Source organism: Carnobacterium sp. 1290_CSPC, from assembly GCF_001053265.1.
In the GTDB taxonomy this organism is placed as follows: Bacteria; Bacillota; Bacilli; order Lactobacillales; family Aerococcaceae; genus Aerococcus; species Aerococcus urinaeequi.
This window is the reverse complement of record NZ_JVVG01000076.1, coordinates 16,712-36,471: the sequence shown is the minus strand read 5'-3', so window position 1 is coordinate 36,471 and position 19,760 is coordinate 16,712. Positions and strand designations below refer to the sequence as shown.

General features: G+C 38.5%; 13 protein-coding genes. All 13 read left to right on the top strand.

The window, feature by feature from the left end; genetic code table 11:
- Nucleotides 1-223: 223 nt before the first annotated feature.
- The 13 genes from secA to AC973_RS06930 all read left to right on the top strand — a co-directional run bounded on the left by secA (nucleotide 224) and on the right by AC973_RS06930 (nucleotide 19,743).
- Nucleotides 224-2,605 carry a preprotein translocase subunit SecA gene (gene secA, locus AC973_RS06990; RefSeq protein WP_048729078.1) on the top strand — a complete coding sequence of 794 codons (2,382 nt, stop codon included), beginning with the start codon at nucleotides 224-226 and terminating at the stop codon, nucleotides 2,603-2,605.
- 92 nt (nucleotides 2,606-2,697) lie between these two features.
- Nucleotides 2,698-3,811, top strand: a protein-coding gene (gene prfB, locus AC973_RS06985) for a peptide chain release factor 2 (RefSeq protein WP_107309492.1) whose coding sequence is annotated in 2 segments (ribosomal slippage) — nucleotides 2,698-2,769 and nucleotides 2,771-3,811 — 1,113 coding nt in all. Because the reading frame shifts where the segments join, the coding sequence is not laid out codon by codon here.
- A 146-nt stretch (nucleotides 3,812-3,957) separates the two neighbouring features.
- Nucleotides 3,958-4,731 carry a response regulator transcription factor gene (locus tag AC973_RS06980; protein ID WP_048729077.1) on the top strand — a complete coding sequence of 258 codons (774 nt, stop codon included), beginning with the start codon at nucleotides 3,958-3,960 and terminating at the stop codon, nucleotides 4,729-4,731.
- Nucleotides 4,731-6,587 carry a sensor histidine kinase gene (locus AC973_RS06975; RefSeq protein WP_048729075.1) on the top strand — a complete coding sequence of 619 codons (1,857 nt, stop codon included), beginning with the start codon at nucleotides 4,731-4,733 and terminating at the stop codon, nucleotides 6,585-6,587. Before AC973_RS06980 ends, AC973_RS06975 begins: the two co-directional genes overlap by 1 nt.
- A 202-nt stretch (nucleotides 6,588-6,789) precedes the next feature.
- Nucleotides 6,790-7,692, top strand: coding sequence for a substrate-binding domain-containing protein (locus AC973_RS06970; RefSeq protein ID WP_048729073.1), 903 nt, complete (start codon nucleotides 6,790-6,792; stop codon nucleotides 7,690-7,692).
- A gap of 212 nt (nucleotides 7,693-7,904) precedes the next feature.
- Entirely contained in the window at nucleotides 7,905-8,780 is an 876-nt protein-coding gene (pstC, locus tag AC973_RS06965) for a phosphate ABC transporter permease subunit PstC (protein WP_048729071.1), read from the top strand.
- Entirely contained in the window at nucleotides 8,780-9,595 is an 816-nt protein-coding gene (pstA, locus tag AC973_RS06960; protein ID WP_048729069.1) for a phosphate ABC transporter permease PstA, read from the top strand. Before pstC ends, pstA begins: the two co-directional genes overlap by 1 nt.
- 32 nt (nucleotides 9,596-9,627) lie before the next feature.
- A complete protein-coding gene (gene pstB / locus AC973_RS06955; protein WP_048729160.1) occupies nucleotides 9,628-10,395 on the top strand; it encodes a phosphate ABC transporter ATP-binding protein PstB in 768 nt (255 codons plus the stop codon).
- A gap of 331 nt (nucleotides 10,396-10,726) precedes the next feature.
- On the top strand, nucleotides 10,727-13,546 hold the full coding sequence (gene uvrA / locus AC973_RS06950; RefSeq protein ID WP_048729067.1) for an excinuclease ABC subunit UvrA: 2,820 nt from the start codon (nucleotides 10,727-10,729) through the stop codon (nucleotides 13,544-13,546).
- Between the two features lie 104 nt (nucleotides 13,547-13,650).
- The gene (locus AC973_RS06945; protein WP_048729066.1) at nucleotides 13,651-14,805 is read left to right on the top strand and encodes an exonuclease SbcCD subunit D; all 1,155 of its coding nucleotides are present in this window, start codon (nucleotides 13,651-13,653) and stop codon (nucleotides 14,803-14,805) included.
- Nucleotides 14,805-17,978 carry an AAA family ATPase gene (locus tag AC973_RS06940; protein WP_048729064.1) on the top strand — a complete coding sequence of 1,058 codons (3,174 nt, stop codon included), beginning with the start codon at nucleotides 14,805-14,807 and terminating at the stop codon, nucleotides 17,976-17,978. Before AC973_RS06945 ends, AC973_RS06940 begins: the two co-directional genes overlap by 1 nt.
- Before the next feature lie 111 nt (nucleotides 17,979-18,089).
- Nucleotides 18,090-19,553 carry a DUF4097 family beta strand repeat-containing protein gene (locus tag AC973_RS06935; RefSeq protein WP_048729062.1) on the top strand — a complete coding sequence of 488 codons (1,464 nt, stop codon included), beginning with the start codon at nucleotides 18,090-18,092 and terminating at the stop codon, nucleotides 19,551-19,553.
- A 1-nt stretch (nucleotide 19,554) separates the two neighbouring features.
- Nucleotides 19,555-19,743, top strand: a complete 189-nt coding sequence (locus tag AC973_RS06930; protein WP_016897957.1) for a PspC domain-containing protein — start codon at nucleotides 19,555-19,557, stop codon at nucleotides 19,741-19,743.
- Nucleotides 19,744-19,760 lie beyond the last annotated feature (17 nt).

Below are 19,760 nucleotides of genomic sequence, written 5' to 3'. Positions count from 1 at the left end.
TCCGGTGTATGCTGGAGCTTTTTAATGCATTTAACTATTTTTCTAGCATATTTTGTAGAAATCTTGTAATTTCTGCTAAGGCTGTCCGTTTCTTGTTTTAATGACAAATTTTTAATGCTATCATATAATGGACGATAAATATATTGGGGATAGTGGGTAGCGCGATACCGCTGGACACATTAGCCCAAGATTTATACAAGTTTCTGAACCAAAGGAGAAAATAATGGCAAATGTTTTAAAAAAGGTTTTTGATAACCAAAGAAAAGATTTGAAAAAATTTGATAAAACTGCAAAACAAGTTGAAGCATTAGAGGATCGTTTTGCAAATTACACAGATGACCAATTAAAAGATATGACTAAGTCATTCCAAGAACGGCTACAATTAGGTGAAGACTTGGAAGATATTTTAGTGGAAGCTTTTGCTACAGTAAGAGAAGGTGCACGCCGTGTCCTTGGATTATTCCCTTACCATGTACAAATTATGGGTGGTTTGGCTTTACACTACGGAAACATAGCAGAGATGAAAACTGGTGAAGGTAAAACTTTAACAGCAACAATGCCAGTGTACCTGAATGCCTTAGCTGGTAAAGGCGTTCACGTCGTGACAGTCAATGACTACTTGGCAAGCCGTGACTCAGCGCAAATGGGTGAGTTATATACTTTCTTAGGCTTAACAGTGGGCTTGAATAAAGCTGGTATGAACAACGACGAAAAGCGTGAAGCATATGCAGCGGATATTACTTATTCAACAAATAACGAGCTTGGATTTGACTACTTGCGTGACAACATGGTCGTGTACAAACGCCAAATGGTGCAACGTCCTTTATACTTTGCGGTTGTCGATGAAGTGGATTCAATCTTAATCGATGAGGCGCGTACGCCGTTGATTATTTCCAACCAAGCAGAGCAATCAACAGCACTTTATCAACGCGCAGATTATTTTGCTAAAAGTTTAAAAGAAGAGGAAGACTATGTTATTGATGTTTCTTCTAAAACAATAGCCCTTACTGAAGCAGGTATTGAAAAAGCCGAAGATGTCTTCCATGTAAAAAACTTATACGACATGGAAAATGGCCGTTTAATCCACCATATTGATACAGCTTTGCGTGCTAACTACATCATGATCTTAAATATTGACTACGTTGTAGTTGATGGTCAAGTTAAAATTGTTGATGGTTTCACAGGCCGTATCATGGAAGGGCGTCGTTTTTCTGACGGGTTACACCAAGGTATTGAAGCCAAAGAAAATGTTGAAATTCAAAATGAATCAAAAACAATGGCGACAATTACCTTCCAAAATTACTTTAGAATGTATGAAAAATTATCTGGTATGACAGGTACAGCTAAAACTGAAGAAGAAGAATTCCGTGAAATTTATAATATGAACGTTATTCAAATTCCAACCAATAAACCAGTTATTCGTGAAGATAAATCAGATATCTTATACCCTAATTTAAAATCTAAATTTAACGCGGTTGTAAAGGATATCGCTACTCGCCACCAAGCTGGACAACCAGTTTTAGTAGGTACTGTAGCGGTTGAAACTTCTGAAATGTTATCAGATGCCTTAACGCAATTAGGTATTCGCCATAATGTGTTGAACGCTAAAAATCATGAACGTGAAGCGCAAATTGTTGCTGATGCAGGTCAAAAGGGCGCCGTGACGATTGCGACGAACATGGCGGGGCGAGGTACAGATATTAAATTGAGCCCTGAAGTAAAAGAACTTGGTGGCTTAGCTGTAATTGGTACTGAACGTCACGAATCACGCCGTATTGATAACCAGCTACGTGGGCGTGCTGGACGTCAAGGAGACCCAGGTTACTCACGTTTCTACTTGTCACTTGAAGATGACGTCATGCGCCGTTTTGGGTCAGAGCGTATCCAACAACTATGGGAAAGCTTAAATCTTGATCAAGATGATCCAGATATGGTGATTGAGTCTCGTATGATTACTAAACAGGTTGAAGGTGCACAAATTCGTGTTGAAGGGAATAACTACGATACCCGTAAAAACGTCCTGGAATACGATGAAGTGATGCGTCAACAACGTGATGTCATCTACGCACAACGTTTCGAAGTGATTTCAGCTGAAGAGTCATTGGATGACGTGATGTGGCCAATGATTGAGCGGACCATTAAACGCCAAGTGGAACTATACACTGCTGGTGACCGTGCTGATTGGAATTTAGAAGCGCTGGCTGATTTTGCCGAAACAACCTTATACCGTAATACACAGGTGGATATCGATAATTTAGAGGGTAAAAACCAAAAAGAAATCATTGCCTTTATTACAGATAAAGCAGCTGACCGTTTCAACCAAAAAATTGATTCAATCAATAACAAAGATATGGCCCTAGAATTTGAAAAAGTGGTTATCCTGCGTGCAGTTGACTCTCGTTGGACTGACCATATTGACGCTATGGACCAATTACGTCAAGGGGTTGGACTACGTGCTTACGCGCAAAATAACCCATTGGTAGAATACCAATCTGAAGGATTTGACCGTTTCAACGAAATGATTGCCGGTATTGAATATGATGCAACACGCATGTTCATGCAATCAGAAATTCGTCAAAACTTAGAACGTAAACAAGCTAAATAAGAGCATATTATGAACATCGGGACGAACAAGGCATTGACCGAGTAACATCATCATGCATGTTGGTCCCGTGTTTTTATTAGGAGCGATATAAGATGGAACAATATGAGATTAATAACTTACTAGAGCAAAATAAAACCCAAATTGACAGCTTCAGGGGGTCTCTTTGACTTAGAGAAAATGGAAGCAGATTTAGCTGAGTATGAAGCTGATATGGTTCAACCAGGTTTCTGGGATGATTCAGAAAAAGCACAATCAGTAATTGATGCGAATAACGCCTTGAAAAAGGTCTATGATGAATTCAATAATCTAGCGGATGAATATGAAGAATTGACACTTTTAAACGAAATGGTTAAAGAAGAACCAGACCCCGATTTATCTAAGGAATTAGTTAATCGAATACAAGCTTTTCAAGCTAAAATTAGCGCCTATGAGCGCAATATTTTACTAAGTGGTGAGTATGACCATAACGATGCCTTATTAGAGATTCATCCAGGTGCTGGTGGTACTGAGTCCCAAGACTGGGCTTCTATGCTACTTAGAATGTACCAACGGTGGGCAGACCAACACGACTATCAAGTAACCACACTAGACTTCCAAAATGGCGATGAAGCTGGGATTAAATCTGTGACACTAGAAATTAAAGGTTTGAATGCTTATGGATTCTTAAAATCAGAAGATGGTATCCACCGTTTGGTGCGTATTTCACCATTTGACTCTAATAAGCGTCGGCATACATCCTTTGCTTCAGTGGAGATTATGCCAGTGTTAGACCAAAATACGGAAATTGAAATTGATGAATCAGACATTGAAATGGACGTATTCCGCGCATCAGGTGCTGGAGGGCAGCATATCAATAAAACATCTTCAGCAGTCCGGTTAACTCACGTGCCAACAGGTATTGTTGTGGCTTCGCAAGGTCAAAGGTCTCAATTCCAAAATAGGGATACGGCTATGAAGATGTTACAAGCTAAATTAGCGCATTTACTAGCTGAAAAGAATGCTAAAGAATTAGATGAAATTCGTGGTGAAAAATCAGAAATTGCCTGGGGTTCACAAATTCGTTCTTATGTTTTCCATCCATATAATATGGTAAAAGACCACCGAACTGACCATGAAACTGCTAATGTGCAAGCGGTGATGGATGGCGATTTAGATGGATTTATTGACGCATATTTAAAAGCGCAATTGAGTGATGAAGAGGCATAGTGGTAATCGATTGTGTCTCGGCGGATTTAAATGACAAATTAAACGGTATATAATAATAAATAAAATATAGCTTGTATCTGAGACCTAGGGTAGTTGGTTGATGTTGGGTGTAATCACGTTCCCAAAGTTGTGTGTGGAGGAAATATATGAAAAAAGTATTGATAGTGGATGATGAGCAATCGATATTAACATTATTAAAATATAGTTTAGAAAAAGAAGGCTATGAAGTTATCCAAGCAGAAGATGGCCAAGCAGGATTAGAATTGGCGATGAATCATCAATTAGACTTTATTATTCTTGACTTAATGCTACCCAAAATGGATGGGATGGACGTTTGTAAAAACTTACGCCAAAATAAGATAAACACACCTATTCTAATGTTAACTGCAAAAGATGACGAATTAGAAAAAATCATTGGGTTGGAGTTGGGTGCGGATGATTATATGACTAAACCATTTAGCCCACGTGAGGTATTAGCACGGATGAAAGCAATCTTACGCCGTGCATCATATAGTGCTCCTGAAGCTCTAATTGGTGAAGAAAATGCCACCGAAGATAAACACAAAATTACCTTGACGAAAGATTCGGTGGGTAATTTTAAAGATGAAGATGTCGAAATCATTAAAGCAGGTGATATTGAAATCCATGTAAATGATTATGTTGTATACGTGCGCGGGGAATCGATTGAAATGACGCCTAAAGAGTTCGAGTTATTAACTTATATGGCTCGTCGTGTGAATCGTACATTATCACGTGAACAATTATTACAAAAGTTATGGCGGTTTGATTATGCCGGAGAAACGCGTATAGTTGATGTTCATGTGAGCCACTTACGTGAAAAAATCGAATTAGATACCAAAAATCCTGAGTATATTATTACAGTACGTGGCTTTGGATATAAATTTGAGGTGCCTCATTAATGCAAAAATTGATTCGAAGTATAACAACAGTGTTTGCGCTGTTGTTTATTTTATATAGTGTGATATTTGCTTTCACGGTAAACCGCTTTGTTTCTGATACTGTTAACGAAGAAGTGCAAAATACGTTGGTAAATGTAGTTTCAACTATTCGACCAAGTTTCAGATCTTTAGAAGTGACTGATATAACAGACAATACGCTTGAATTCCGGTCTGTTAAACGGACTATCCAACCCATGATTAATTTAAATGATCGAATCTTAATTTATGATGCGGATGGCAATCGTATATACACAGTTGGTAATGAGCAACTATCAAATGATTTAGCATTTAGAAACTATGAAGATAATATGGATAATAGATTTAGACAGGAAGAAACAGAAAAGAATACGATTATTTACTCTTACTCTGAACGAATTTCGAACTCAAAAGGAGATGTACTTGGGTATATTCAAGTATTGAGAAATTTTCCTCTTAATCGTCCAGTTGAAGAAAACATTATCTATATCGCTGTGGTGATGGCTCTTGGTGCGGTTATTTTACTGGTGGGCTTTTTTGTACACTTTAACCGCAGAATACACCTGCCTATTTTGGCCATTAATCGCCAATTAAATCATATAGCAAATAATGATTATGCGACAAAATATACACCCGTAGACATTGAAGAATTTGATGAAATTGGTGAAAATATTAATGATCTATCCAATGAGCTGGCTCTTCAAGAATTTCAAATTACAAATCAAACACAACGAATGAACAAATTGGTAGATGCCATGATGTTAGGTGTTGTGATGGTAGATAAAGACCATATTGTGCGTTTAGCTAACCCAGCTATCTATGAAATTCTAGGGCTAGAGGAGCAGATAGAAGGTCGTCGTTTTGAAGAAGTTTTACAAAGTTATCGTTTGGTTCAAATGCTAAACCAAGCTTCTAAAACTAAAGAGAAGATTAATGAAGAAATCTATTTATATTATCCAAGAGAAGTTATTTTGGATGTGAATATTATTCATTTAAGCTATGAAGAAATGGATGCTTACTTCGATACTGAAACCAATGAAGAACTAACAAATCCAAATGATTCAGAACAAATTATTCTTTTAATCTATGATATTACTAGTATTCGTCATTTGGAAAAAGTTCGTAGCGATTTTATTTCTAACGCATCTCATGAGCTTAAAACACCAGTCACTGCCTTACAAGGATTTACTGAAGCCTTATTAGATGGCGCCATTGAGGATCACGATACAGCTGTGGAATTCGTTAAAATTATGCAAAAGGAAAGTAATCGACTCGGTTCTTTAATTAAGGATATTTTAGATCTGGCTAAAATTGAACAGGATCAAGTACAACATACTAGTGAATTGTTAGAGGCGGACGAGCTTGTAGAAGACGTATTTCAACACCTAAGAGGACGGGCACAAGATAAACATATTGATTTGGTTAAAGATGATGGCTCCCAACTAGATATTTCTTTTAGAGGAGATCGAGGTAGGATTTTACAGGTTCTTACCAACCTAATTCATAATGCCATTATTTATAATAATCCTTATGGGTTTGTTAAGGTATTCATTTCTGAAGAGGAAAATATGATTCAATTTAAAATTTCAGATAATGGTATCGGCATACCACAAGAGGACCTTTCACGAATATTTGAACGATTCTACCGGGTAAGTAAAGACCGGTCAACTGCATCTGGTGGTACAGGGCTAGGTTTATCCATCGTTCGTAATATACTAGAACATATGGGTGGTAGGATTGAAGTAGATAGTGTATTTGGAAGGGGAACAAGTTTTACGGTCTATATTCCTAAGCTAGAACCGCTAGAATTAGATGAAGAAGATGAAATTGAAGAAGAATAAACGAATAGTAAATTTAGCCGATGAGGGAAGATAAATGAGAATTTACCAATGAAATTTACACAAACTTTACAATATATTTACATAACTGGCGGTAATTTACATTTTATCCACTTAGATATTTACAATCATCTTATATAATAACCTTGTAATCGTTTGGAATATGGTTATATGGATTAAGAAAAAGAAAAGGTGGAAAGTATAAATGACTTTTAGCAAGCTTTCAAAATTAGTTTTAGCGTTAGGTGCTTCAGCTGCTTTAGCTGCATGTGGAAACAGTGACTCTAGTAATGACTCAACGGATACTAGTTCTGATTCGACAACAGAAGCGGCAGCAATTACTGGTCCTATTTCAGTAATTTCTCGTGAAGAAGGTTCTGGAACGCGTGATGCCTTTGTAGAGGCTACAGGTGTTATGGCTGATGATATTGATAACACTACTGCTGCAGCTACCATCATGAATGGTACAGACCAAGTAATTACTGCTGTTGCCGACGATCCAAATGCTATTGGTTACATCTCTTTAGGTTCTTTAAACGACACAGTTAAAGCTCTAGCTGTTGACGGTGTAGAAGCTACTGAAGAAAACGTTGCATCTGGTGATTACGCCATTTCTCGTCCATTCAACATTGTATACCAAGGTGAATTAGAAGGCGTTGTAGCTGACTTCCACGACTTCATCTTCTCTGAAGAGGGTCAAGCAATCGTTTTAGAAGAAGGTTACGTACAAGCTAAGGCAGAAGCTGCACCATATGAAGGTGATGGTTCTCAATCAGGTTCAATCAACGTTGTTGGTTCAACTTCAGTTTCTCCAGTAATGGAAAAATTAGCAGAAGCTTACCAAGAGTTAAACTCTGGCGTGCAAGTAAACATCACTTCTAACGGTTCATCTGCTGGTGTTACAGCTGCTGCTGACGGTACTGCTGACTTAGGTATGGCTTCTCGTGCATTAGCGGACGATGAAACTGATGTAACTGCAGAAGCAATTGCTGTTGATGGTGTTGCGGTAATCGTCAACCCTGAGAATGGCGTTTCTGACTTAAGCTTAGCTACAGTCGCAAGTATCTTTACTGGCGAAACTACTAACTGGGAAGACACTGCTCAATAATTCTGACTGGTTAAGTAACAACTAAGGGTTTATCTTATTAGAGTTGCTACTCCTATATAGTAGCAACTCCTTTTATATTTTGAGGGTATTTTAAATTATTCAGAGGTCGAATAACCAATTGTGAATTTATGGGTTTTTAAAACCGGATAGATAAGTTATAATTTCCCTTGGACACATTTTTATAGTGAATTTGAATTTAATAAGGAGAACATATGAAACAAAATAATATGTTGGAAACAGTAATGAAGTACGTTTTCATGTTAGCTGCTTTCACTTCAATTCTTGCCTTGTTAGCAATTTGTTACTTTATATTTGCAAGAGGATTACCTTTTATGGCTGATTATGGCTTTGGTCAATTCTTATTTGGTAGCAAATGGCAACCAGCTCAAGAAATTTTTGGGTTAGCACCAATGTTAATAGGTTCACTATACGTAACCTTAATCGCATTCGTGTTGGGCGTACCAACAGGTGTATTTACTGCGATGTTTATGGCATTTTATTGCCCTCCCAAATTACATAAAGTTTTGAAACCAGCGATGAACTTAATGTCTGGTATTCCTTCTATTGTATTTGGTTATTTCGGTTTACAAGTATTGGTTCCAGGAATTCGAACTTTTTCAAGATCTTTAGGAATTGCATCAAATGGTATGAGTATCATGGCAGCAGGTATTATTTTAGCAATTATGATTTTACCTACTATTATTACCATGTCTGAGTCTTCGTTACGTGCAGTACCAAAAACTTACTATAATGCGTCAGTTGGATTAGGAGCTGATCATGATAGAACATCTTATGTTATCATGATGCCGGCTGCTAGATCAGGGATTTTTTCTTCTATCATATTAGGTATTGGTCGAGCTGTCGGTGAAACAATGGCAGTTATCATGGTTGCAGGGAACCAAGCAATTTTCCCACGTGGCTTATTCCAAGGTGCACGTACAATGACTGCTAATATCATCTTAGAGATGGCTTATGCAACTGGTACCCACCAAAGTGCCTTAATTGCAACAGGTGCGGTGTTATTTGTTATTATTTTGATTATAAATGGTATCTTCGCCTATGTTAAGAGAACGGGGGTAAATAACTAATGTCTAAGGTATTACGTGGCTTTACATATTTCTTTGCAGCAGTTACATTTGCTGCCTTAGTATGGATCATCGGTTATGTATTAGTTTCAGGTGTCCCTCACTTAACAGCTGACTTATTCTCATGGAAGTACTCAACAGATAACGTTTCAATGATGCCTTCAATTATCACAACAATCTACTTAATTGGTGGCTCATTACTTCTTGCTATTCCATTTGGTGTATTTGCTGGTTTCTACCTAGTAGAGTATGCTGGTAAAAATAACAAATGGGTTGAAGGTATCCGTATTGCGACTGATACCTTAACAGGTGTGCCGTCTATCGTATTTGGTTTATTCGGTATGCTAGCCTTTGTAACTGCAGCAGGATTCCAATATTCATTAATTTCAGGTATTCTTACTTCAGCAATTATGGTATTACCATTGATTATCCGTAATACTGAAGAAGCCTTAATGTCAGTTAAAGACAATTTACGTCAAGCAAGTTTCGGTTTAGGTGCTGGTAAATTACGTACTATCTTTAGAATCGTATTGCCAATTGCTATGCCAGGTATCTTGTCAGGTATCATCCTTGCTATCGGACGTATCGTTGGTGAGACAGCAGCCTTGATGTATACATTAGGTACATCAACATCACTACCTAATTCAATCTTCTCTTCTGGTCGTACATTGTCTCTCCATATGTATGTATTATCAAGTGAAGGTTTGCACCGTGATCAAGCGAATGCTACTGGTGTAATACTATTATTAGTTGTATTAGTAATCAACGGCTTATCTACATGGTTATCACAACGATTTACAAAAGGAGGACAAAACTAATCATGGTTGAAAACAACAATCTTAAAATTAAAATGCAAGCAGAAAACATGGACCTTTACTATGGTAACTTTAAAGCCTTAGAAGGTATCAACATGCCAATTTATGAAAAACAAGTAACAGCATTAATTGGTCCTTCTGGATCAGGTAAATCTACTTTCTTGAAAACATTAAATCGTATGAATGACCTTGTTGAAGGTTGCCGTATTGAAGGTAAAATTACATTAGACGGTAAAAGTATCTTTGACCGTGACATGAACTTAAATACGTTACGTAAAAATGTTGGTATGGTTTTCCAACAACCAAACCCATTCCCAATGTCAATCTATGACAATGTTGCTTACGGACCGCGCACTCATGGTATCCGTGAAAAGAATGAATTAGATGAAATTGTTGAAACTTCATTACGTGGTGCTGCAATCTGGGATGAGGTAAAAGATGACTTAAACAAAAACGGTATGGCTATTTCTGGGGGGCAACAACAACGTGTTTGTATCGCGCGTGCCTTAGCAGTTAAACCTGACGTATTATTAATGGATGAGCCAACTTCAGCTTTAGACCCAATTTCAACGCTAAAAGTTGAAGAGTTAGTACAACAATTACGTGACGACTACACCATCGCAATTGTTACCCATAACATGCAACAAGCTGCGCGTGTTTCTGACTATACAGGATTCTTCTACGCAGACCCAGAAACTGGTCCAGGTAGATCTCACATTATTGAATTTGGTGAAACAGACCAAATCTTTAACAACCCAACCAATACACAAACAGCAGATTATGTTGCTGGACGTTTTGGTTAATCCATATTCCAAACCAATAACCTTTTCAAGCCACTGGCATTTGTCGGTGGTTTTTCTTTATGCGCAAATCAGGTAGCTAGTGGAGGGTAGGGGCTTTTCGGTGAGGCTTGGTTCGCTACAAATAGAATATTTTTGCTGATATATTAAGTTGAATATTATGCAACGAACATACGTTTGTGTTAAAATAGAAGAGTATTTGAGACAAATTATTCGCAACAAATGCGAACTATGGCATAATAGACAAATAGATATAAGTGATAAGGTATAATCATTGATTGCTGAACTTTAAACGAGGTTTAGTAATGAGGTATAACGATAAGGAGTGGCATGATTGAGAGATTTAATTAAAGTAAGGGGCGCTCGTTCCCATAATCTAAAAAATATTGATATTGATATTCCCCGCGATCAAATGGTCGTTGTAACTGGTTTATCAGGATCTGGGAAGAGTACTTTAGCCTTCGATACCTTATATGCAGAAGGACAAAGACGTTATGTAGAAAGTTTATCGGCCTTTGCACGACAATTCTTGGGTAATACAGAGAAACCAGATGTAGATTCTATTGAAGGGTTAAGTCCAGCTATCTCAATCGACCAGAAGACTACCTCAAGAAACCCACGTTCAACAGTAGGAACGATTACTGAGGTGAACGATTATCTTCGTTTATTATATGCCCGGGTTGGCCAACCAATCTGCCCAAATGATGGTACCGAAATTACGAGTGAATCTTTAGACCAAATGTTAGACCGGATTTTAAGTTTGCCTGAACGGACTAAAGTGCAAATTCTATCTCCAGTTGTTTATGGTAAAAAAGGTCAACATAAAAAGATCATCGACGGCATCCGTAAACAGGGATATGTCCGTGTGCGTATTGATGGCGAAATCTATGACATCGATGATGTACCTGAATTAGATAAGAATAAAAAACATCAAATTGATATTGTAATAGACCGTTTAGTGATTAAAGAAGATATTAGAGGGCGTTTAGCTGACTCTTTAGAAGCGGCTCTTAGATTAGCTGATGGCTATGCAGTCTGTGATTTGATTGATGGTGACGAAATTCTCTTTTCAGAGCATTATTCATGTCCCCACTGTGGATTTACAGTAGGTGAATTAGAACCCCGTCTATTCTCATTTAATGCGCCTTATGGAGCATGTGAGGAGTGTACTGGTTTAGGTTCAAAAATTGAAGCTGATCCTAATTTAATTGTGCCAGATAAAAATAAAACATTAAAAGAAGGGGCTATCGTACCTTGGGATTCAAAAGGTTCTGCTTTCTACCCAACCATGTTGGAACAAGCAGCTACTGCCTTTGAGGTGCCAATGGATGTACCTTTTAAAGAACTTACACAAGAACAACAAGACCTGATTTTATATGGGTCTGGCGAAGAAGAATTCCATTTCTATTATCAAAATGAATTCGGATCTGTTCAAGATAAAATGCGGGTATTTGAAGGGGTTATTCCAAATGTCCGTCGTCGTTACCAATCTAGTCAATCTAAGGCTATGCGAGAAGCTATGGGTCAATATATGACCGAATTAGAATGTCCTGTATGTCATGGTAAACGTTTAAACCGTCAAGCTTTGTCAGTAAAAATTGGTGGTCAAGATATTGCTGAAGTAACCCATAAAGCGATTGTGGATACCATTGAATTTTTTGAGGGGTTAGATTTATCTGAACAAAATACGACGATTGCTCAACCAATCATGCGTGAAATTGCCTCACGGTTAAACTTCCTAGAAGAAGTGGGCTTAAACTACCTAACTTTAGACCGTTCTGCAGGTACTTTATCAGGTGGGGAAGCACAACGTATTCGTCTAGCTACTCAAATTGGATCAAACCTTTCTGGAATCATGTATGTCTTGGATGAACCTTCAATTGGATTACACCAAAGAGACAATGACCGTCTGATTAAATCATTGAAACGTATGCGTGATTTAGGAAACACCTTGATTGTCGTTGAACATGATGAAGAAACCATGCGTGAAGCAGATTATCTAATTGACATGGGACCTGGTGCTGGTGAATATGGTGGCGAAATTGTAGCTGCAGGTACACCAGATGAAGTGGCAAATAATAAAGACTCTATTACAGGGCAATACCTAAAAGGTGCCCGTAAAATTGATTTGCCAGAAAAAAGACGTAAAGAGGATAGAGGGACTATTCTTATTAAGGGCGCTAGTGAAAACAACTTGAAAAATGTTGATGTGGATATTCCAATTGGCCGTCTAAATGTGATTACAGGTGTTTCTGGATCAGGTAAATCCTCATTAGTTAATGAGGTCATGAAAAAGTATCTGATACGTGAACTAAATAGAGCAAAGATGCCTCATGGTAAAGTAGATGAAATTTCTGGCTATGAATCATTAGATAAGGTTATTGATATTGACCAAAGTCCAATCGGGCGTACGCCACGCTCTAACCCGGCAACATACACATCTGTGTTTGATGATATTCGTGATCTTTTTGCACAAACCAATGAGGCTAAACTACGTGGTTATGGAAAAGGGCGTTTCTCATTTAATGTTAAAGGTGGCCGTTGTGAAGCGTGTAAGGGTGACGGGATTTTGAAGGTAGAAATGCATTTCTTACCTGATGTATATGTACCATGTGAAGTTTGTCATGGTACCCGTTATAATTCAGAAACTTTACAAGTAAAATATAAAGGTAAAAATATCGCGGAAGTTTTAGACATGCGTATTGAAGAAGCTTTAGAATTCTTTACGGCAGTACCAAAAATTCGCCGTAAATTACAAGCGATCGTCGATGTAGGTCTTGGTTATGTCACATTAGGTCAACCAGCGCCAACCCTATCAGGTGGGGAAGCCCAACGGATGAAATTGGCCTCTGAGTTACAACGTGTAGCAACTGGGAACACCTTATATGTTTTAGATGAACCAACTACTGGTCTACATACAGAAGATATCAAGCGATTAATTGGTGTTTTACAACGTTTAGTAGATGCTGGTAACACCATTGTCGTGATTGAACACAATTTAGATGTGATTAAAACAGCAGACTATATTGTGGATATTGGCCCTGAAGGTGGTGCTCAAGGTGGTAAAATCGTTGCTTCTGGTACACCTGAAGAGGTTGCTAAAGTGAAAGGCTCATACACAGGTAAATACTTAAAACCATTGTTGAAAAAATAGAATAAAATAGAAAAACACTATGTTGACGATAAATATTACATTCATCTTGAAACATAGTGTTTTTTCTTTAAAATGAAAGATTATGAGAAGGAAGTGGGATAGTAGTGAAAATTGTACATACAGCGGATTGGCATATTGGAAAAGTGGTCAATAACCACTCTCTAATAGAAGACCAACGTACCATATTAAATGACTGGCTAGCACAAACCGTCGCTTTAAAGCCTGATTTGGTGATTATGGCAGGTGATTTATATGACCGTACTTTACCTAGTGGTGAAACGGTTCAGTTAGTCAATGAAACGCTAACGAAAATGTCACAAGAACTAGCTTGTCCCATTTGTATTATCGCTGGAAACCATGATTCAGGTGAACGTGTAGGTTATGCTGCAGGTTTACTGTCAGGACAAGGATTACACATGGCTGGTGTCCCTAGCACCGAGATTCAAAAGGTTGAAGTTGGGGACGCAGATGTGTATCTATTACCATTTAGCGATCATCTAACAATTAAACGCCTGTATCCTGAAGAAACTATCCGTAGTATTGAGGATGCGACTAAGGTACAGGTAGCGCGAATTAAAGACAAATGGGATCCTAGTCGGGTCAACATCATCCTTTACCATGGTTATGTAACAGCTGGGGCCATTGAAGGGGCGGGGGAAGACTTAGAAAAATCCGATTCAGAACGTCCCTTGTCCATTGGTACCAGTGAATATGTACCCCATACTGTCTTTGATGGCTTTGATTATGTGGCGCTTGGTCATTTACACGGACCGCAACAAGTAGGTAGTCCGCGAATTCGCTATTCTGGTTCACCCTTGAAGTTTTCTAAGTCAGAAGTTCATCATCATAAGGCCTTTTTAGAGATCGACTTGGATAAAAAGGCGGACACCATTGAAGTTGTGAAGCATGAATTAAAGCCCGATAAGGATATGCGGATTATGCGCGGTCAATTTGAAGATTTGTTACAAGGGCAATCAGATGACTATATTTTCTTTGAACTAACGGACGCCTATGCTCAGCATGAAGCTATGAATCGCTTGAAGAAACGGTACCCAAATGCCATGAGCTTAGAGTATGTAGCTTTAGAAAATAGACAGCGACAAGACTTGAAATCCAAACGTCACGAAGTGCAAGCGACACCTGTATGGGACCAGTTTGCTCAGTTTTATCAAAATAATGCGGACCAAGAATTATCAGCATTCCAAGCGGAAATTGTCCGTGATATTTTCCAATCAACCTTAAAGGAGGATAAGGCATAGTGAGACCTATTAAACTTGAATTGCAGGCTTTTGGACCTTATAAAGAAAAAACGAGCCTAGACTATACAGACTTAGGCGATCAGAACTTATTCTTGATTTCAGGATCCACCGGTGCTGGTAAAACGACCATTTTTGATGCCATTGTTTACGCCTTATACGGAAAGACTTCTGGTTCATCGCGCGATATTAATGAATTGAAGTCGCAGTTAGCTGAAGATGAAAGTGTTGCATATGTACGGTTAACCTTTATGATTCACGGGAAAACCTATACGGTGGAACGGATTCCCAAGCAAAAACGGCCGACTAAAAGGGGCTTAATTCGAGAGCAGAATGCGGAAGTAACCTTAGAAGGGGAAGATTTTTCACTAAGTAAAACGCAAGAAGTGGATAGTAAGTTAGTTGAAGTTCTTGGTTTGTCAGCAGATCAATTTAGACAAATTGTCATGTTGCCACAAGGAGAGTTTAAAAAACTCTTGGAAGCTAGCTCGGGCGAAAAGGAAGCCATTTTACGGACCATATTCCATACTGATTATTTAGACCGGTTCCAACAAGCCATTGCTGAACGGTTTAAGCAAGCTAACCAGGAAGTGGGCGCCTTGAAGAAACAGGTAGACCAACATAGCCAATCATTTGTGACGTTTGTAGATAATGAAGCGATAGCAATCGCGGAAAATGTTGATGAAGAGGTCGATACGGCTGACAAGAGCTTGACAGAAAAAGACCGGGTTCAAAATTGGGTAGACCAAGAAGATTATCAAAATCTTTCTGAATGGGCTGGCACTAAAGTAGTTGACCTGGACAAAAAGAATGCCGATTTAAGTCAACAAATCACTGGTTTTGAGACTACTATTCAACAGCTAGAAGGCTTTATTAAGCTTTTAGCTAGACAGGATAAATTACATCACCAAGAAGCTTCCATCAAAGAACGTGAAGCGACCATTACTAGTGAACGAAAGTCTTTGCAACAGTACCGTGAAACACAAAACGCTTACCAGTTGATCCAACAAATTCAAAAACAAGCGCACAAACAGGGGCAATTACAAAAACTGGTGAATGAGAAAACGGGCTTATTACAAGAAGCGAATGGTCGTTTACAAACTGTCAAAGCAGAGCAAGCTGACTGGCAAGACCAGATTCAACGAGTAGATAGCTTGCGCGCAGAATTGCAAGACTTGGCTATTCAAGAAAATAAATGGGATAACTATTTAATACAAGAAGGTAGTCTCAACAAGCAAGTGGCTTACGGCCAAAGTTTGGCTGAACAAGCGACAAAATTAACCAGTCAGATTCAAGACCAGGAAAAAGCGGTCGAAGCTGGGCAAGCATCTCTGAAAAAACTGCAAGCAGAGTTAGAACAAGTAGGGGATATCAACCAACAACAAGTCTTAGTTGATCAAAAAATCTATCAATATAATTTGTTGGTAAAAAATTATGAGGACATGGTGAAAACCAACCAACAGATTGCAGACCTTACTGTTCAAGTAGAAGCTGACCAGAGAGTCTATCAAGCAAAAGTAGACGGACGAAATCGTTTGGAATTGGCTTATAGCCAAAATCTGGCTGGAGAATTAGCCAGTCAATTAGTTGAAGGTCAACCTTGTTTAGTTTGTGGATCTATTCATCATCCAGCACCAGCTGGTGTGCAAGAGGATGCAGTGACAAAAGAAATGGTGGAGGCAGGGGTGGAGGCTGCGCAAACAGCTTTCCAATCTTATTCAAGTAAAATAGAGCGTCTATCTGCCATTCAGGGGACGTTTGACCGAATAATTGCTAACCAAGATATTGAAGGCATAGCGACGGATGCGACAAGTAATCATGAAAAACTTGAAGTATGGCGGGCTCATCTAGATAAGGAAGCTGAAGACATTCAACAAAGCAAGTCTCATTTAGATAAGTTATGCCAGACCAAGCAAGATTTGGACAAACAATTAAATGACTCGACTAAGCAAGTGGATGAAGCGAAGGCGACTTTGAATAATATGCAAATCGAGGCGTCAACTCTTAAAGGGCAAACAGCGTCTAACCAAAGCGCTGTTGAAGAATTGCGGAAAGAAATCGACCAATTAAAAGATCAATTAGTTGGCAATTCAAAAGCTGCTGTCACAGCTGAATACGAGGCAAAAAACAAGACCTTAGCGGAAATTACAACTAAAGACCAAGAGTTGAAGACTCAATTAGATAAGCACCAGCAAGAAGTTGCTCAGCTAACCACACAGATTGCAGGATATAAAGATCAAATCAAGCAAGGGCTAGCAGAATTACAAGCTGATCAAACTGCTTTGGATAACGCGATGGCCGACCGTCAAGAAAGTCAGGAAGACATCTGTCAAATCCATCAAAGTCAAAAGAATTGGGCAGCTATTGAAAGTGAAATTCAACGTTTTGATAATGAGGTTTATGCCTTTAATGAAAACAAAGCAACAAATCAAAAAGAAATTGAAACAGCTGGCTTAGATAAAAATGCCGAGACTTACCAAGCGGAAATTGCCCAAGAACGGATTAAATTAGCTGAATTTAAAGCTAGAAAAGATCAGGTGATTTCAATCAAAGCCCAATTAGACCATGCTATTTACCTATTTAAGGATAGTTTCGCAACCTACCAAGAAAAAGGGCGTCATTTCGGGGAACTATCGCTCCTAAACAAGGTAGCCAATGGGAAAGAGAAGGCTTTTGGCTATATTTCCTTTGAACGCTATATTTTAGGTTTGTACTTTGATGAAATTCTCCAATATGCTAATGAACGATTGATGGCCATGACTCAAATGCGGTATGAATTTAGACGGATTGTCGAAGGACAGTCTGGTGCAGGGGCTAAAGGACTTGACCTAGCTGTCTTTGACTACCAAGCTGGTGGGAAGCGGTCGGTCCAATCTCTATCTGGTGGAGAAGGCTTTAAAGCTTCCTTAGCCTTGGCCCTTGGTCTGTCTGACGTGATTCAAAATGATGCCGGTGGTATTGAAATTGGCACGCTCTTTATTGACGAAGGTTTTGGTACCTTAGACCAGGAATCCTTGCAACAAGCGATTGAAACCTTGACTGATTTGCAACAAGCGAGCGGCCGTATTGTTGGGATTATTTCTCACGTGGCTGAATTGAAACAACAAATTCCAGTCCACTTACAAGTGTCTGCCAGCAACGACGGGTCCAAAGCCTTTTTTACAGGGGTTCAATAGGGCTAAAATCAAACAATTGTGAAATTAGGTCCATAGACCTATGACATTTACCTCCAAAGTTGGCAAAATATAGATAACAAAGGAAAGCTAAACAACTAGGAGGTTGTCACAATGACGAATCATAAAGAACGTATTTTAAACTTAGTTAAAGAAGGCATTTTAACAAACGAAGAAGCGATTATCTTATTAGAAAATAGAGCGAAGCAAGCTGAATCAAACCCTACAACACAAACGCAAGTTGAGGAAGAAAAAGATATCTTAGATGACTTTTATGCTGATTGGGAAAATGACCAAGCGGTAAATCAAGATGATATTACTGGGCGTACACAAAAAGTGGCTATTCAAAAAGACTTGGAAGCGTCACTCGCAAGCAAGTTAACTGAGCGTCAAAATTTGGTTAACCAAGAAGAAAAATCTGAAGTGACTCATATTGAAATTGACCGTTTGACTGAAGAAATCAACCAATTGACGGAGCAAATCCACCAATTGAAAGAAGATATTATTCAAATCGATACGGAAAATCCAAGACCATCAAAAGCGACGGCACAAGCAGATTCAAAAGTTGACGAAAGCCAACCGATTGAAGAAGAAACTCAAGCAAATGCTTACGACTACAAAAATATCGTTGGCGACTTCTTCACTAAAACACGGTCAGTTTTAGACCAAGTGCAAGATAGGGTATCAAAAACTGTGAAATTTGAAAAAGGTAGCGGATCAATTCCAATTCCTAAATTGATTACCCATGATTTTGAAGCGACCTATGAATACACTGAACCATTATCAATGGTGGATATTCAAATTGCGGCTGGTCAAATTGAGTTAACATCTTGGGACCAACCAACTACGAAATTAACAGTCGTTGGTAAGTTATACGGCGATTTCGAGGAGGAAGATGCGCAAACTGCCTTTGAAAAAAGAGCAAACCTAGAATTTGTTGACGGGGCCTTAAGCTTGAATATGATTTCTCGTTTTATCAAGACAGATATTGTGGTACAAGTGCCAAAAGACCGCTTAGACTTTATTAAAGCGAGAACAATTTCTGGCCCTGTAACGGTTGAAGATATGGATACGAATGATATCTATATTCAAACAGTTGACGGCGCGATTAATATCGAAAACTTTACAGCTTCGATGATTGAAGTGGATACGAAAAATGGTCAATTAACCTTAAACGATGTGGAAGCCTTAGATTTAGTGGTGAAATCATTGAATGGTAGCCAACGATTGAAAGGTCACGTAGAAAATGTATTGATGGAAACCTTAAATGGGGACATCGTGATTACAATGGACGCAAAACCTTTAGTTCGTGCCCAAGTAGAAACAAAAAATGGCGATATTAAATTGAATATGCCAGCAGGTACAGCGGTTGATGGGGTAGCCCACACCAACCAAGGTGAAATTATGTTCCGATCAGATTTGATTAAGAGTCAATCACAAGTCAACGATCAATTTAACAAACAAAAAGCATTTTACTATGATGTAGCTGGAGAAAAGGCTTATCGAGTGAACTTGAAGACAATGCGTGGTAATATTCGCGTGAAAGATGATGCTGATATGCGTAGAGGAGAGATTTAATATGTCAGGGAGATTAATGAAGTCAAGAAAAGATAGTTACTTATTTGGGGTATGTGGTGGTATTGGTGAATACTTTGGTATTTCTGGTAATTTAGTCCGTATCATCGCAGTATTATTAAGTTTGACACAGTTTCCAGTTTGGCTAATCTACATTATTTTAATTTTTGTAATGCCCAACAGAAGCCACTAAGAAGGTAGGAGTGAATA

What these genes read in the sequence shown, in the direction of transcription:
- secA (WP_048729078.1), top strand. Translation starts at nt 224, where the DNA reads ATGGCAAATGTTTTAAAAAAGGTTTTTGATAACCAAAGAAAAGATTTG.
- AC973_RS06980 (WP_048729077.1), top strand. Translation starts at nt 3,958, where the DNA reads ATGAAAAAAGTATTGATAGTGGATGATGAGCAATCGATATTAACATTA.
- AC973_RS06975 (WP_048729075.1), top strand. Translation starts at nt 4,731, where the DNA reads ATGCAAAAATTGATTCGAAGTATAACAACAGTGTTTGCGCTGTTGTTT.
- AC973_RS06970 (WP_048729073.1), top strand. Translation starts at nt 6,790, where the DNA reads ATGACTTTTAGCAAGCTTTCAAAATTAGTTTTAGCGTTAGGTGCTTCA.
- pstC (WP_048729071.1), top strand. Translation starts at nt 7,905, where the DNA reads ATGAAACAAAATAATATGTTGGAAACAGTAATGAAGTACGTTTTCATG.
- pstA (WP_048729069.1), top strand. Translation starts at nt 8,780, where the DNA reads ATGTCTAAGGTATTACGTGGCTTTACATATTTCTTTGCAGCAGTTACA.
- pstB (WP_048729160.1), top strand. Translation starts at nt 9,628, where the DNA reads ATGCAAGCAGAAAACATGGACCTTTACTATGGTAACTTTAAAGCCTTA.
- AC973_RS06935 (WP_048729062.1), top strand. Translation starts at nt 18,090, where the DNA reads ATGACGAATCATAAAGAACGTATTTTAAACTTAGTTAAAGAAGGCATT.
- AC973_RS06930 (WP_016897957.1), top strand. Translation starts at nt 19,555, where the DNA reads ATGTCAGGGAGATTAATGAAGTCAAGAAAAGATAGTTACTTATTTGGG.